At 67.0% G+C, this 14,795-nt stretch carries 18 protein-coding genes and 1 other RNA gene; 11 read left to right on the top strand and 8 right to left on the bottom strand.

The features are described from left to right. Positions 1-152: 152 nt before the first annotated feature. The 10 genes from ccmA to FM069_RS12745 are packed head-to-tail and all read left to right on the top strand — an operon-like array spanning position 153 to position 7,519. Complete coding sequence (gene ccmA, locus FM069_RS12790; protein ID WP_143488742.1) at positions 153-782, top strand: cytochrome c biogenesis heme-transporting ATPase CcmA; 630 nt, start codon at positions 153-155, stop codon at positions 780-782. Then, entirely contained in the window at positions 779-1,450 is a 672-nt protein-coding gene (gene ccmB / locus FM069_RS12785) for a heme exporter protein CcmB (RefSeq protein WP_143488741.1), read from the top strand. The genes ccmA and ccmB overlap by 4 nt, the downstream gene beginning before the upstream one ends. Before the next feature lie 16 nt (positions 1,451-1,466). Continuing rightward, positions 1,467-2,225, top strand: coding sequence for a heme ABC transporter permease (locus FM069_RS12780; protein ID WP_143488740.1), 759 nt, complete (start codon positions 1,467-1,469; stop codon positions 2,223-2,225). Continuing rightward, complete coding sequence (gene ccmD / locus FM069_RS12775; RefSeq protein ID WP_143488739.1) at positions 2,222-2,398, top strand: heme exporter protein CcmD; 177 nt, start codon at positions 2,222-2,224, stop codon at positions 2,396-2,398. Before FM069_RS12780 ends, ccmD begins: the two co-directional genes overlap by 4 nt. Next, positions 2,395-2,844 carry a cytochrome c maturation protein CcmE gene (ccmE, locus tag FM069_RS12770; protein ID WP_143488738.1) on the top strand — a complete coding sequence of 150 codons (450 nt, stop codon included), beginning with the start codon at positions 2,395-2,397 and terminating at the stop codon, positions 2,842-2,844. The genes ccmD and ccmE overlap by 4 nt, the downstream gene beginning before the upstream one ends. Positions 2,845-2,846: 2 nt before the next feature. After that, positions 2,847-4,814, top strand: coding sequence for a heme lyase CcmF/NrfE family subunit (locus FM069_RS12765; protein WP_143488737.1), 1,968 nt, complete (start codon positions 2,847-2,849; stop codon positions 4,812-4,814). A 28-nt stretch (positions 4,815-4,842) separates the two neighbouring features. Beyond that, on the top strand, positions 4,843-5,370 hold the full coding sequence (locus tag FM069_RS12760; protein WP_143488736.1) for a DsbE family thiol:disulfide interchange protein: 528 nt from the start codon (positions 4,843-4,845) through the stop codon (positions 5,368-5,370). Next, positions 5,367-5,855 carry a cytochrome c-type biogenesis protein gene (locus FM069_RS12755; RefSeq protein ID WP_143488735.1) on the top strand — a complete coding sequence of 163 codons (489 nt, stop codon included), beginning with the start codon at positions 5,367-5,369 and terminating at the stop codon, positions 5,853-5,855. The genes FM069_RS12760 and FM069_RS12755 overlap by 4 nt, the downstream gene beginning before the upstream one ends. Then, positions 5,852-7,072, top strand: a complete 1,221-nt coding sequence (gene ccmI, locus FM069_RS12750) for a c-type cytochrome biogenesis protein CcmI (RefSeq protein ID WP_143488734.1) — start codon at positions 5,852-5,854, stop codon at positions 7,070-7,072. The genes FM069_RS12755 and ccmI overlap by 4 nt, the downstream gene beginning before the upstream one ends. Before the next feature lie 30 nt (positions 7,073-7,102). Continuing rightward, positions 7,103-7,519 carry a hypothetical protein gene (locus FM069_RS12745; RefSeq protein WP_143488733.1) on the top strand — a complete coding sequence of 139 codons (417 nt, stop codon included), beginning with the start codon at positions 7,103-7,105 and terminating at the stop codon, positions 7,517-7,519. 128 nt (positions 7,520-7,647) lie between these two features. Here the strand turns inward: FM069_RS12745 and FM069_RS12740 are convergent, their stop codons facing one another. The 6 genes from FM069_RS12740 to FM069_RS12715 form a co-directional block, all read right to left on the bottom strand. Beyond that, the gene (locus tag FM069_RS12740) at positions 7,648-8,646 is read right to left on the bottom strand and encodes a sulfate ABC transporter substrate-binding protein (RefSeq protein ID WP_143488732.1); all 999 of its coding nucleotides are present in this window, start codon (positions 8,644-8,646) and stop codon (positions 7,648-7,650) included. Between the two features lie 85 nt (positions 8,647-8,731). After that, complete coding sequence (locus tag FM069_RS12735) at positions 8,732-9,361, bottom strand: HD domain-containing protein (RefSeq protein WP_143488731.1); 630 nt, start codon at positions 9,359-9,361, stop codon at positions 8,732-8,734. After that, positions 9,354-10,190, bottom strand: coding sequence for an ion transporter (locus FM069_RS12730; RefSeq protein WP_143488730.1), 837 nt, complete (start codon positions 10,188-10,190; stop codon positions 9,354-9,356). Before FM069_RS12730 ends, FM069_RS12735 begins: the two co-directional genes overlap by 8 nt. Positions 10,191-10,286: 96 nt before the next feature. Continuing rightward, positions 10,287-11,573: a glycerate kinase type-2 family protein gene (locus FM069_RS12725; protein ID WP_143488729.1), complete on the bottom strand. Its 1,287-nt coding sequence runs from the start codon at positions 11,571-11,573 to the stop codon at positions 10,287-10,289. Between the two features lie 54 nt (positions 11,574-11,627). Further along, positions 11,628-12,251, bottom strand: coding sequence for a TetR/AcrR family transcriptional regulator (locus tag FM069_RS12720; RefSeq protein WP_143488728.1), 624 nt, complete (start codon positions 12,249-12,251; stop codon positions 11,628-11,630). Between the two features lie 148 nt (positions 12,252-12,399). Then, positions 12,400-12,678 (bottom strand): HU family DNA-binding protein, encoded by a 279-nt coding sequence (locus FM069_RS12715; protein ID WP_143488727.1) that lies wholly within the window; start codon positions 12,676-12,678, stop codon positions 12,400-12,402. Positions 12,679-13,157: 479 nt separating this feature from the next. Between FM069_RS12715 and ffs the strand changes: the two genes are divergently transcribed. Further along, positions 13,158-13,254: signal recognition particle sRNA small type (gene ffs, locus FM069_RS12710), an RNA gene on the top strand. A gap of 136 nt (positions 13,255-13,390) precedes the next feature. On the opposite strand, the gene FM069_RS12705 is transcribed toward ffs, so the two are convergent. Continuing rightward, on the bottom strand, positions 13,391-13,618 hold the full coding sequence (locus tag FM069_RS12705; RefSeq protein ID WP_143488726.1) for a hypothetical protein: 228 nt from the start codon (positions 13,616-13,618) through the stop codon (positions 13,391-13,393). A gap of 364 nt (positions 13,619-13,982) precedes the next feature. Continuing rightward, positions 13,983-14,714, bottom strand: a complete 732-nt coding sequence (locus FM069_RS12700; RefSeq protein ID WP_143488725.1) for an XRE family transcriptional regulator — start codon at positions 14,712-14,714, stop codon at positions 13,983-13,985. Positions 14,715-14,795: the final 81 nt, after the last annotated feature.

The following is a 14,795-nucleotide window of genomic DNA, read 5'->3' as shown; positions in this document are numbered from 1 at the left end:
ATGCCATGTATAATGCCGCCCCGTCCGGACGACCGCGTCGACCTGTCCAGTATAGCGGCCGTCATCCCACCGACTTGAATGCGTAAGCGGTGCAGCGCGCTGGCCGATCCGGCTGCCGCTTTGTCCACCGCGCCTCGTTGGATAGCCATGCCGTGAGCGTTCCCTTCCTCGAAACCCTGGATCTCGCCTGTGAGCGCGACTGGCGCCTGCTGTTCGAGCATCTGGACGTGCGCCTGGAACCGGGGGAGATGCTTCAGGTGAGCGGGCCCAACGGCAGTGGCAAGACCAGCCTGTTGCGCCTGCTCGCCGGGCTGATGCAGCCCAGCATGGGGGAAGTGCGCCTGCATGGCCAGCCGGTCCGCCGCGCGGCCCTGGCCGACGAATTGCTGTGGATCGGTCACGCCGCCGGGATCAAAGGCCTGCTCAGTGCCGAGGAAAACCTCGCCTGGCTGTGCGCGCTGCACCGTCCCGCCTCCCGCGAGGTCATCTGGAACGCCCTGGCCGAGGTGGGCCTGCGGGGCTTCGAGGACGTCCCCTGCCATACCCTGTCGGCGGGCCAGCAACGGCGCGTGGCTCTGGCGCGCCTGTACCTGGATGTGCCGCCGCTGTGGATCCTCGACGAACCCTTCACCGCCCTGGACCGCCACGGCGTGGCACAGCTGGAGCGTCATCTGGTCCGGCATTGCGAGCGAGGCGGCCTGGTGGTGCTGACCACCCACCACCATCTGACGGAACGCCCTGCCACCCATCGCGAGCTTGACCTGGGGCAGCGCGCCGCATGACCGGGCCGTTTATTCTCCTGATCGCCCGCGAGGCCCGGTTGTTGTGCCGTCGGCCGGCGGACGTGGCCAACCCGCTGGTGTTCTTCGCCATCGTCGTCGCCCTGTTCCCCCTGGCGGTAGGGCCGGAGACCCAGCAGTTGCAGAACCTGTCGCCAGGCCTGGTGTGGGTCGCGGCGCTGCTGGCGGTGCTGCTGTCCCTGGATGGCCTGTTCCGCAGCGATTTCGAGGACGGCTCCCTCGAGCAGTGGGTCGTTTCGCCGCACCCCCTGCCGCTTCTGGTGTTGGCCAAGGTGCTGGCACACTGGCTGTTTTCCGGTCTGGCGCTGGTGGTACTGGCGCCGTTGCTGGCCTTGATGCTGGGCTTGCCCGGGCGCTGCCTGCCGGTGCTGCTGCTGTCGCTGTTGCTGGGCACCCTGACCCTCAGCCTGCTGGGGGCGGTGGGCGCGGCGCTGACCGTCGGGCTCAAGCGGGGCGGCCTGTTGCTGGCGCTGCTGATCCTGCCGCTGTACATCCCCGTGCTGATCCTCGGCAGCGGGGCCTTGCAGGCGGCCTTGCAGGGAATGCCCAGCGTTGGCCACCTGCTCTGGCTGGCCAGCCTCACCGCCCTTGCGGTGACCCTGACACCCTTTGCGATAGCCGCCGGCCTGACCATCAGCGTCGGCGAATGATAACGACCGGATCGACCTGATGAATTGGACGTGGTTTCACAAGCTGGGCTCGCCCAAATGGTTCTACGAGATCAGCGGCTGCTGGCTGCCGGGCCTGGCCTGGGCAGCCGGGCTGCTGATCGTCGTCGGCACCGTCTGGGGCCTGGCCTTCGCGCCGCCGGACTACCAGCAGGGCAACAGCTTCCGGATCATCTATATCCACGTGCCGGCGGCGATCCTGGCCCAGTCCATCTACGTGATGCTGGCCGTGGCCGGTCTGGTGGGCCTGGTCTGGAAGATGAAGCTGGCCGACGTCGCCCTGCAGCAGGCCGCGCCCATCGGCGCCTGGATGACCTTCATCGCCCTGCTCACCGGCGCGGTGTGGGGACGCCCCACCTGGGGCGCCTGGTGGGTCTGGGACGCGCGGCTCACCTCGATGCTGATCCTGCTGTTCCTGTACTTCGGTGTGATCGCCCTGGGTCAGGCCATCGGCAACCGCGACAGCTCGGCCAAGGCCTGCGCGGTCCTGGCGCTGGTGGGCGTGATCAACATCCCGATCATCAAGTACTCGGTGGAGTGGTGGAACACCCTGCACCAGCCGGCCACCTTCAAGATCACCGAGAAGCCGGCGATGCCGATGGAGATGTGGCTGCCGCTGCTGGTGATGGTGCTGGGGTTCTACTGTTTCTTCGCCGCCGTGCTGCTGGCGCGGATGCGCCTGGAGGTGCTGCGCCGGGAAGCCCGCAGCAGCTGGGCCAAGGCCGAGGTGAAGGCCCGGGTGGAGGCGTCGCGATGAGCTTCTCGACCTTCGCCGAGTTCCTCGCCATGGGTCACCATGGCCTCTACGTCTGGTCCGCCTACGGCATCACCGCCGTGGTCCTGGTCCTCAACGCCGTCCTGCCGGTCCTGGCCCGGCGGCGTTATCTGCAAGACGAGGCGCGACGTCTGCGCCGGGAGAACACACCGTGAACGCCGTTCGCAAGAAACGCCTGTACATCGTCCTCGGCATCCTCGCCGGGGTCGCCGTGGCCGTGGCCCTGGCGCTGTCTGCTTTGCAGCAGAACATCAACCTGTTCTACACGCCGAGCCAGATCGCCAACGGCGAGGCGCCCACCGATACCCGCATCCGTGCCGGCGGGATGGTGGAGGAGGGGTCACTGAAACGCTCCGGGGATTCCCTCGACGTGCAGTTCGTGGTCACCGACTTCACCAAGGAAGTGACCATCCGCTACCGCGGCATCCTGCCCGACCTGTTCCGCGAGGGGCAGGGCATCGTCGCCCTGGGCAAGCTGGGCACCGACGGCGTGCTGGTGGCCGACGAGGTGCTGGCCAAGCACGATGAGAAATACATGCCGCCGGAAGTGACCAAGGCGCTCAAGGACAGCGGCCGCCTGCCGCCGACGAAGGAGGGCTGAGTATGGTCCCCGAACTGGGCCACTTGGCCCTGATCCTCGCCCTGTGCTTTGCCGTGGTGCAGGCCAGCCTGCCGCTGATCGGCGCCTGGCGTGGCGACCGCCAGTGGATGGGCCTGGCCCAACCGGCCGCCTGGGCGCAATTCGCCTTCCTGGCCTTCGCCTTCGCCTGCCTGGCTCACGCCTTCCTCACCGACGATTTCTCGGTGGGTTACGTGGCGAGCAACTCCAACAGCGCGCTGCCCTGGTACTACAAGCTCAGCGCGGTGTGGGGCGCCCACGAGGGCTCGTTGCTGCTGTGGGCGTTCATCCTCGGCGGCTGGACTTTCGCCGTGTCGATCTTCTCGCGGCAGTTGCCCGAGGTGATGCTGGCCCGCGTCCTGGCGGTGATGGGTATGATCAGTACCGGCTTCCTGCTGTTCCTCATCATCACCTCCAACCCGTTCAGCCGCCTGCTGCCCCAGACCCCGGCGGACGGCAATGACCTCAACCCGCTGCTGCAGGACTTCGGCCTGATCGTCCACCCGCCGATGCTCTACATGGGTTACGTAGGCTTCTCCGTGGCCTTCGCCTTCGCCATCGCCGCGTTGCTGGGGGGCCGCCTCGACGCCGCCTGGGCGCGCTGGTCGCGGCCGTGGACGCTGGTGGCCTGGGGCTTCCTCGGCGTCGGCATCGTGCTGGGCTCCTGGTGGGCCTACTACGAACTGGGCTGGGGCGGCTGGTGGTTCTGGGACCCGGTGGAGAATGCCTCCTTCATGCCGTGGCTGGTGGGCACCGCGCTGATCCACTCCCTGGCCGTGACCGAGAAGCGCGGGGTGTTCAAGAGCTGGACCGTGCTGCTGGCCATCGCCGCGTTCTCCCTGAGCCTGCTGGGCACCTTCCTGGTACGTTCCGGGGTCCTCACCTCGGTGCACGCCTTCGCCTCCGACCCGGCCCGCGGGGTGTTCATCCTGGCATTCCTGCTGGTGGTGGTGGGCGGCTCCCTGACGCTGTTCGCCATCCGCGCCCCCGTGGTGAAGAGCCAGGTAGGCTTCGCCCTCTGGTCGCGGGAAACCCTGCTGCTGGTGAACAACCTGGTGCTGGTGGTAGCGGCCTCCATGATCCTGCTGGGCACCCTGTACCCGCTGATCCTCGATGCCCTGAGCGGCGCCAAGCTGTCGGTGGGGCCGCCGTACTTCAACGCCTTGTTCCTGCCGCTGATGGCCGTGCTGATGGCGGTGCTGGCCATTGGCGTCCTGGTGCGCTGGAAAGACACCCCTCTCACCTGGCTGGCCGGCATGCTCACGCCGGTGCTGCTGGGCAGCGTGGCCCTGGGGGCGCTGGGCGCCTTCGTCCTGGGGGATTTCCACTGGGCGGTCCTGGCGGTCTGCCTGCTCTGCGCCTGGGTGGTACTGGCGGGTGCCCGCGACCTGCTGGACAAGACCCGACACAAGGGTTTCATCGCCGGTGTGCGGGGCTTGGGACGCAGCTACTGGGGCATGCAACTGGCCCACGCCGGCATCGCCGTGTGCGCCCTGGGTATCGTGCTGTCCAGCCAGTACAGCGCCGAGCGCGACCTGCGCATGGCGCCGGGGGAATCGGTGGAACTGGCCGGGTATCGCTTCGTCTTCGACGGGGCGAAGCACCACACCGGGCCGAACTACACCTCGGACCGCGGCACCATCCGGGTCTTCGAGAGCGACCGCGAGGTGGCTGTCCTGCACCCGGAGAAGCGCCTGTACAGCGTGCAGCGCTCGATGATGACCGAAGCGGGCATCGACGCCGGCTTCACCCGCGACCTCTACGTGGCCCTGGGCGAACCTCTGGATGACGGGGCCTGGGCGGTGCGCGTGCACGTGAAGCCTTATGTGCGCTGGATCTGGATCGGCGGCCTGCTGATGAGCGGTGGCGGCCTGCTGGCGGTGCTGGACCGTCGCTACCGGCTGCGCATCAAGACCCGCGTACGCGACACCCTGGGGCTGGCGAACGCCTGACCTCGATGACCTGGGCGGAGATGGCCTCTTGAAACGTTTGATCCTGTTGCTGCCGCTGGCGATCTTCCTGGGGATCGCCGTATTCCTTTACCGCGGCCTGTTCCTCGACCCTGCCGAACTGCCCTCGGCGCTGATCGGCAAGCCGTTGCCGGCGTTCTCCCTGCCATCGGTGGATGAGCCGGGACGGACCTTCACCGTCGCCGACCTGAAGGGGCCGGCCCTGGTGAACGTCTGGGCCACCTGGTGTGTGGCCTGCAAGGTGGAACACCCGGTCCTCAACGACTTGGCCGGCCGGGGCGTGACCCTTTACGGGGTGAACTACAAGGACGACACCGCTGCCGCCCAGAAATGGCTGAAGGAGTTCCACAACCCCTACCGTCTCAACGTCAGCGACACCCAGGGCACCCTGGGGCTGGATCTGGGGGTGTACGGTGCACCGGAGACCTTCCTCATCGACAAGCACGGGGTGATCCGCCACAAATACGTCGGCGTGATCGACGAGCGTGTCTGGCGCGAGCAGATCGCGGCCCTCTACCAGGGGCTGGTGGACGAATGAGGCGCCTGCTGATCGTCCTGTTGCTGGGAATCGGGCTGGCGGGTGGTGCCCGGGCTGCCATCGATACCTACACCTTTTCCAGCGACGCCGAGCGCGAGCGCTTCCACGACCTGACCAAGGAACTGCGCTGCCCCAAATGCCAGAACCAGGACATCGCCGACTCCAACGCGCCGATCGCCGCCGACCTGCGCCGGGAAATCCACCGGATGCTGCAGGACGGCCAGAGCGATCAGCAGATCGTCGATTACCTGGTGGCCCGCTACGGTGACTTCGTCCGCTACAAGCCGCCACTGAACGCCCGCACCGCGTTGCTCTGGTACGGGCCGGCCGGCCTGCTGCTGGGGGGCCTGCTGGTGCTCGGGGTGATCGTCGTGCGTCGGCGTCGGGTCGAGCGCACGCCCTCGGCGGCCCGCCTCGACGACGACGAACGCGCGCGCCTGGCGGCGCTGCTGGCTCACGAAGAACGGGATACCCCTTATCCATGATCGATTTCTGGCTCCCCGCCGGCCTGATGCTGCTGGTGGCCCTGGCGTTCCTGGCGCTGCCCGCGGTACGCGGCCGCCGTGCCCAAGTCGAGGAAGACCGCACCGCCCTGAATGTGGCTCTGTACCAGGAACGCCAGGCTGAACTCCGTGCCCAGCATGCGGCGGGCACCCTGGATGCGGAGCGGCTGGACGCAGGCCTGGCGGAAGCCGCCCGCGAGCTGCTGGCCGATACCGACGACAGCGCCGAGCCCCGTGCCACGGCTCGGCTCGGCCGCTGGGTCCCGCTGCTCGCCGCGCTACTGGTGCCGCTCTGCGCCCTCGGCCTTTACCTGCACTGGGGCTCCAGCGCCAAGGTGGAACTGGCCCGGGAACTGCGGGAAGCGCCGCGCTCCCTGGACGACATGACCTCGCGCCTGGAGCGGGTGGTGCAGGTGCAGCCGGACTCCGCCGATAGCTGGTACTTCCTCGGCCGTGCCTACATGGCCCAGGAGCGTCCGGCGGATGCGGCGAAGGCCTACGAACGTGCGGTCGCCCTGGCCGGGCGCCAGCCCGAACTGCTGGGCCAGTGGGCCCAGGCTCTGTATTTCGCGGCCAACAAGCGCTTCGAGGAGCCGGTGCGGGTGCTCACGGAGGAAGCCTTGCGGGCCGATCCCCGGGAGGCCACCAGCCTCGGCCTGATGGGCATCGATGGCTTCGAGCGGGGTGATTATCGCCAGGCGGTGGAATACTGGACACGCCTGCTGGCGGCCTTGCCGCCCGAGGACCCCTCCCGGGATTCGATCCAGGGCGGTATCGAGCGGGCCCGGGAGAAACTCGGCGAGACCGCTGCCACGGCCCAGGTGGATGACGGGAAACCGTCAGCCGCGGCCGAGGGGCCGACCCTCAAGGCGCGGGTTTCCCTCTCGGCGGACCTGCAGGGCAAGGTGCAACCAGGCGACAGCGTGTTCGTCTTCGCCCGGGCCGCGTCGGGCCCGCCGATGCCCCTGGCGGCGAAGCGGCTGACGGTGGCCGACCTGCCGGTGGACGTCAGCCTGAGCGATGCCGACGCGATGATGCCGCAGCTGCGCCTGTCGCAGTTTCCTCAGGTCCAGCTGGTGGCCCGGGTCTCCCGCGCCGGCGATGCGACCCGCGGCGAGTGGATCGGTCGCAGCGCGACGCTGTCGAACGCCACTGCGGAACCCCAGAACCTGATCATCGACAGTCCCGACGCCAAGTGAAGGCCGGCGGGACCCGAACCGGAGCCCGCCATGCCCACCGCCAACCGTGTCCTGCTTTGCTGCCTGCTGTCCCTGGGCCTGAGCGCTTGTACCGTCCACCGCGCGCCGTCGCCCGGTGGCGAGCCACCCCCTCCGCCGGTGCCCAGCCAGCCGGCACCCGGCACCCCGTCCGGTACTCCATCCGGGCCGGTGACCGATACGCCGCCGCCGGCGCCCACTCGCATGAAGACCCACTCCCGCTACGCGCCTCCCCCAAGCGGGTCGAGCTACTGGGACAATGCCCTGGGCGTGTACGTACTGGAGAACACGCCAGGCCTGTACTACCGGGAACGGGTGTACTATCGCTGGCAGGAAGGCTGGAGCTATTCAGAGAGCCCCAATGGCCCCTGGCACCCGACGGATGTCAGCGGCGTGCCTGCCGGCCTGGGCAGTCACTACGGGAATTGAACGCGTCGCGCCCCGGGAGCGCTGCAGCGAGCGAGCCAGCCGCCTGGAGAAGGAACGGAAGTGCGCCGCGGTCATGCGGCGCCTGAGTCCCGTGAGAAGGGATGCCGCCGTCGGCGGCATCGCCCGGGTCACTGCGGCGTATAGAGCTGGTCGAACAGCCCGCCATCGTTGAAGTGGGTCTTCTGGATCTCGCGCCAGTCGCCGAAGGTCTTTTCCACCGGCAGGAAGTCCACTTTCGGGAAGCGATCGGCAAATTCGGCAAGGATCTGCGGGTTGCGCGGCCGCAGGTAGTTCTTCGCGGCGATACGCTGCCCTTCGTCGCTCCACAGGTACTTCAGGTAGGCCTCGGCCTGCTTGCGGGTGCCTTTCTTGTCGACCACCTTGTCCACTACGGTCACCGGCGGCTCCGCCTCGGCGGACACGCTGGGGTAGACCACCTCGAAACCGCCCCGGCCGAATTCGCGGGCGATCATCTCCGCCTCGTTCTCGAAGGTCACCAGCACATCGCCGATCTGGTTCTGCATGAAGGTGGTGGTGGCGGCACGGCCGCCGGTGTCCAGGACCGGCGCATGCTTGAACAGCTCGCCGACGAAGGCCTTGGCCTTGTTCTCGTCACCGCCGTTCTTCAGCACATAGCCCCAGGCGGACAGGTAGGTGTAGCGACCGTTGCCGGAGGTCTTGGGGTTGGGTACCACCACCTGCACGCCGTCCTTCACCAGATCCGGCCAGTCCTTCAGGCCTTTGGGGTTGCCCTTGCGCACGATGAACACCGTGGCGGAGGTGAAGGGCGCGCTGTGGTCCGGCAGGCGTGTGGCCCAGTCCTGGGGAATCAGGCTGCCGTTGTCCGCCAGGGCATTGATGTCGGTGGCCATGTTCATGGTGATGACGTCGGCCGGCAGGCCGTCGATCACCGCCCGGGCCTGCTTGCTGGAGCCGCCATGGGACATCTGCAGGGTGATCGCCTCGCCTGCCGTCTGCTGCCAGTACTTCTGGAACGCCGGGTTGTACTCCTTGTAAAAGTCCCGCATCACGTCGTAGGAGACGTTGAGCAGGGTGGTGGCGGCCGAGGCGGTGGTGCCCAGGGCGAGGCCGGTGGCTAGCAGGGAAGCGGCGAAGATGCGTTTCACGTCGGTTTCCTTAACGGTTCGCTGAACGAAAGCGTCGACTATAGCAATCGGCCATATCGCGCCTAAAGATCGAAAACGCCTGTGGTTATACCTCATCCAGCGCGTCCAGTGCCCAGGCGAGGTTGCGCCGCGCCGGCGCCTCCCAGCGCTCGCGGATTTCCCCATGCCAGTAGAGCGCCGGCATCGCCAGCAACTGGCGCAGCAGCGCGCCGCGACCGGTCCTGAACAGCGGTTCCGGCACCCAGGCGTATTCGGCGCGGATCGCCGTTTCGTAATGGCGGTAGGTCGTCGGTTCGCTGGCGAGGATCGCCAGGTCCAGGTCCACCACCAGGCCGGCATCGCCGTGAAGCGGTGGCTCGCGATGGCAGGTGGCGATGATCAGCTCGCTCACCGGCGCCACGTACCGGGTGAGTCCGGCCTCGGTCAGCCAGCCGGCGGCCACGTCGGCGCTAGCGGCCTCGTTGTCCTGCCGATGGGTGTCGTAGACCAGGTCATGGGTCCACAAAGCCAGTTCCACCTGGTCCGGTTGCCGGGCGAGGTGACGCCAGTCATCGAAGTGGGCGAGGCAGGCGAGAATGTGCACGGCGCCGTGGTAATGCCGCTCGGGCGCGTCATAGGCGGCTTCCAGGGCGGGAAATGCATGGAGTGGGGCGGCCGCGCCGAGCCGTCGCCACAGGGCCGCCCACCGCCGCGGGTCCAGGCGTGGTTCAGTCATGCCGGGCGTCCCGTGGGAACAGGGCGCTGCCGCAGCGGCTGCAGAAGGCGGCATTGCCCTCGTGGCTCGACTTGGCGCAGTTCGGGCAATCGTGCCTGAGACCGCTGTCCTGGCGCATGGCGTTGGCCAGTTCGGCGGTGAAAATGCCGGTGGGCACGGCGATGATGGAGTAGCCGGTGATCATCACCAGGGCCGCCACGCCCTGGCCCAGGGGCGTCTTCGGGGTGATGTCGCCGAAGCCCACAGTGGTCAGGGTCACCACCGCCCAGTAAATGCTGATGGGAATGCTGGTGAAGCCGTGGCGTGGCCCCTCGATCACGTACATCAGCGCCCCGAAGACGATCACCAGGGTGGTCACGCTGAGCAGGAACACCACGATCTTCTGCCGGCTGCCGCGCAGGGCATTGAGCAGGTAGTTGGCCTGGTTCAGGTACTGGCGCAGTTTGAGCACCCGGAACACCCGCATCAGGCGCAGGGCGCGGACGATGGTCAGATACTGGGCGTCCGGGTAGAGCAGGCCGATGAAGGCCGGCAGGATCGCCAGCAGGTCTACCAGGCCGAAAAAGCTCAGCGCATAGCGCCACGGGCTGGGTGCGCTGTACAGGCGCATCAGGTATTCCACGGTGAACAGCGTGGTGAAGCACCATTCCAGTCCGTACAGCGGCCCGCCGTATTGGCGGTGGAGGGGCTCGATGCTGTCCAGCAGCACCACCACGAGGCTGCTGACGATCAGCCCGATGAGCCAGGTATCGAAGCGGCGGCCGGCGTCCGTGTCGGATTCGAAGATGATGCGGTACAGGCGTTGGCGCCGGCCGCTGGGGTGATGCATCCGTTTCTCCTCGTGCCAGTCCCGCGAACGGCGTGGCCGCGGGGTGAAGCGTTCCGTTTTGAGCGCGCCGGTCGGGTTTGGTTGCGGCGGGTAACGCTAGTCTCCATGGCCGTCGGGCGTCACCCGGGCCGTCACCAGCACGGCGCGGAAATCGTTGACGTTGGTCCGGGTCGGGCCGGTGATCACCAGGTCGTCCAGGGCGGCGAAATAGCCGTAGCCGTCGTTGTCCGCCAGGGCATCGGCCGTGCACAGCCCCAGCGCTTCGGCCCGGGCCGCGGTGGTTGGCGACAGGTAGGCGCCGGCATTGTCTTCCGAGCCATCGATGCCATCGGTATCCGCCGCCAGGGCATGGACGCCGGGAAACCCTTTCAGGCTGTCGGCGAGACCCAGGAGGAACTCGGCGTTGCGCCCGCCCCGACCCTGGCCTCGCACGGTGACCGTGGTCTCGCCGCCGGAGAGGATCACGCAGGGCGGCTCCATCGGCTGGCCATGCCAGGCGATCTGCCGGGCGATGCCGGCGTGGACCTTCGCCACCTCCCGGGCCTCCCCCTCCAGGTCGCCGAGGATCAGCGGGGTGACGCCGGCGGCGCGAGCGCGCGCGGCGGCGGCCTCCAGGGAGCGTTGGGGGCGAGCGATCAGTTGATAGTGGCTGCGGGAAAACGCCGGATCGCCTGGCTTGGGGGTTTCCGAGCGGACGTCGCGCAGCCAGGCGGTCACCGCCGCCGGTGGGTCGATGGCGTAGCGGGCGAGGATCTCCAGGGCGTCGGTGGACGTGGTGAGGTCGGGCACGGTGGGCCCGGAGGCAATCACGCTGGGGTCATCGCCCGGGACATCGGAAATGGCATAGGTGTATACCGTGGCCGGCCAGCAGGCCTTGGCCAGGCGGCCGCCCTTGATGGCCGACAGGTGCTTGCGCACGCAATTCATCTCGCCGATGGTGGCGCCGGACTTCAGCAGCGCGCGGTTGATCGCCTGCTTGTCCGCCAGGCTGACACCTTTCGCCGGCAGCGCCAGCAGGGACGAGCCCCCTCCCGACAGCAACACGATCACCCGGTCCTGCTCGCTCAGCCCGCTCACCCGTTCCAGTGCCCGTCGGGCGAAACGCTCGCCGGCATCGTCCGGCACCGGGTGGGCGGCTTCCACCACCTCGATGCGCCGGCACGCCTCGCCATGCCCGTACCGGGTGACCACCAGCCCTTCGATGTCGCCGTCCCAGGCCGTTTCCAGCGCCTTGGCCATGGCTGCTGCCGCCTTGCCGGCGCCGATCACCACCAGCCGGCCACTGCGATCAGCAGGCAGACAAGGCGCCAGCACCTGGGCCGGGTGGGCCGCGGCCACTGCTGTGTCGAAGAGTTCGCGGAGGAACGCCGCCTCGGTTTCCATGGATGCCTCCTGGTGCAGAGAAGGGGACAGGGTAGCCGAACCGGGGGCAGGGGGTCAGGCCAGGGTGGGCGTCTCGTCGATGCCGCAGCCCTTGAGCACCAGACGGATGATCGTGTCGGCGGCCGCGTCGTAGTCGGCGTCGTCCAGGCGGGCCTTGCCGGTGACCACGGCGATCTGCCAGTCGAAGTCGGCGTAGGTCTGGGTCGCGGCCCAGATGCTGAACAGCAGGTGATGAGGGTCGACTCCGTGCATCTGCCCGGTCTCGATCCAGCGCTGGATGCAGGCGACGTTATGGCGTGCCTGGTCGTTGAGCTGGCGGGTCTGCTCGGCACTCAGGTGCGGCGCGCCGTGCATGATCTCGCTGGCGAAGACCTTGGAGGCATGGGGCAGTTCGCGGGAAATGCGGATCTTCGAGCGGATGTAGGCGGTCAGCACGTCCAGCGGATCGCCGGGGCGATTGAACGGTGCGGAGGCTTCCAGGAGCGGCTCGACGATGCTCTCCAGCACCTCCCGGTAGAGGTTTTCCTTGGACTTGAAGTAGTAGTAGACGTTGGGCTTGGGCAGCCCGGCGCGGGCGGCGATGTCGCTGGTCTTGCTGGCGGCGAACCCCCTGTCGGCGAAAACCTCGCTGGCGGCACGCAGGATCAGGTCGCGGTTGCGCTCGCGGATGCTGGACACATCGGTTCCTGGGGGCGGCGAATGGACGGCCGGGGATGGTAGCACCCGCTTCTTCGGGGGCTCAAGCTGGCGCTTTCGGGGAGGGAGGGGAAGGGCGGCGGGGTGTTGCGTGTCATGCCGGGCGCGGTGCCCGGCATGACGAGGCGAATCAGTTGATCGCGTCGGTCAGCGCCTTGGCCGGCACGAACTTCACGACTTTCTTCGCGGCGATCTCGATGGCCTTGCCGGTCTGCGGGTTGCGGCCGGTGCGAGCCGGGCGCTCGGTGATCTTCAGCTTGCCGATACCCGGCAGGGTCAGCTCGTTACCGTTTTCCAGGGAGTCGCTGACGATTTCGCTCAACTGCTCGAGGATGGCGCGTACGCTGGCCCGCTGGGTGTCGGTGGCTTCGGCGATATCGTTGATCAGTTGGTCTTTGGTCAATGCCATGGTGGTGCTCCATTGGAGTTGCTAAGTGGGCAGGTCATGCCTGCTGCGAGATAAAAACGTGCGTCCGCTGGCGGAGCGCGGTAAACGATGGCGACAGCTGGGATTCGCCAGAGCCAACGCCTTTCTGGCTAGCAGTTCAGAGCATCCCGCGGGCCCTTGGTTCCAGCCGTGAGGGGCGCTGCGCCTGTCTTCCGTCGATTGGCGCTCGGTCGGGAAAGCCTTTGCTGGCCATTTCGAAGAATCCTGCCGACCTCGCCAGGAAAGCGGTCGCGGGCCGGGGCGTGCGAAGCGCGGCACGTTACCCCTGTCGCTGGGCTTTGAACAGTCTTGACTATCCCCGGTGTTCGGGAACTTGAACGCCTTCCGGTTTCCCCCTGGCAGCCGTGTCATTCCCCTAAGTGATTGAAGGAGTTGTAACTTTGTCGCAAGCCGGTACAATGGCGCGGCCCGCTGTTCTGCGGGCTTCGTTATGGTGGCCCTGCCGGTCCCCTCGCAACGATCAGCCGTGAACCCGGTCAGGTCCGGAAGGAAGCAGCCGCAGCGGTGAAATCGTGTGCCGGGGTGTGGCTGGTAGGGCCGCCTCCATCATCAAGCGTTTCCCTTTCCTCTCTCTTTTTACGTGCGACGCGCGCGATCGCCACGACCTGTCGGGTCATGGGCGTATCGGTATTGGCGTTGGAAAAAGGAATGGGGGCCTTGCAGGCCCCTCGGATCAGGCAACCAGCGCTTTTCGGGCGCGGGCGATGACCGTTTGCAGGCGTTCGGTCGCCAGGTACTGGTCGGGATACAGTCGCTCGGTATGGCGGGCGATGCCGTATTCGTTGACCACGGTGAAGCTGAAGCCGCCCTTGCGTGTCTCCGCCAGGAAATGGCAGGTGAGGGGGGAGAAGGCTTGGCTGAGTGCGCTCATCGCGACTTGGGCTTGATGTTGAATGGACATGTGATCGTTTCCTACACAGGTGTGGCAATGCGCCACGAAGCAAGACGCTCCGAAGTCGCTATCCAAACCGGATAGACGGAATGAGCCTTATCGGAGCAAGGGCAGCCTGGGAAAGTTCCGCATGATGCGTTTCTTCGGCCGGTTTGTACGTGGGGTGGCAGGGATCGCCCAGGCAAGGTTCTAACCCAGGGCGGCGCTGATCAATTGGCAAGGTGGCAGGATGTCGGCTTCACGTTCGGCTTGGGCGGAACTGCTTCAGAAGCGCTCTGACCATCGAGGCGGCATCGGGAGCGAGGCCGCATTGACTTTCAACTTGGTACGAACCCGGCCAACCTAGCAGGTCGCTGAGGGCCTGTAAAGCCCTCTAGCGAGCCAGCGGTGCGCCACGGCGACGGCGGACGGTGGACCACCAGAACACCCAGCCGAGGATGCGGATGTTCGCGGCCTGTTCGGCCGAATAGATCTCGTCCGGATGCTCCTCGCTGTTCTCGCTGCGAAGGCGCAGGCCACCACCGGGAAGGCGGTACAGGTACTTCACCCGTAGCATGCCGTCATGGTCGAACGCGTAGATTTCACCGTCCATGATATGGGTGGTACCACGGTCGATGCCGATGCCCGCGCCATCGAGGATCAGCCGCTCCATGCTGTTGCCGGACACGATGGCGATGACGGCGTTTTCCGGTTCTACGCCGGCTTCCCGCAGGGTCGAGCGGGCCAGTCGGATTTTCCGCCCTGGCAGTTCCAGGACCTGGGTCGAGCCACTGCCCGCCGACAACTCCACTTCCTTGAACAGTGGCAGGGTGACTTCATCGTTCTCCAGCGGGGTGTCGCTGTCCCAGGGCGCGATGGAGCCGAACAGAGAGGCTTCCGCCACCTTGGGCGCTGGCGCCGGGATCATCTGGCCGGCACCGTTCGCCAGCCACAGCGGGTCGACGCCACAGGCGTAGGCGAGGTTGGCGACGAATGACGTGGAGACGGATTTGCCACGCTCCAGATCGGAGATGGAGGTCTGGGTCATGCCGCAGCGCTTGGCCAGCTCGGTCTGGTTCAAACCGGCGTGGCGGCGGGCGGTTTTCAAGCGATCTTTGAAGTCCATGCCGTTCATCCTACGGGTATGCCTATGAGCTTGCAAATGGGAATATCCATAAAATAATCTATAGGAGTGCTTTTGGAAAGG

Origin of the sequence: Pseudomonas mangiferae (genome assembly GCF_007109405.1) — a bacterium.
GTDB classification, from domain to species: Bacteria; Pseudomonadota; Gammaproteobacteria; order Pseudomonadales; family Pseudomonadaceae; genus Pseudomonas_T; species Pseudomonas_T mangiferae.
The sequence above is the reverse complement of the archived record's forward strand: the minus strand, read 5'-3'. Positions and strand labels throughout refer to the sequence as shown.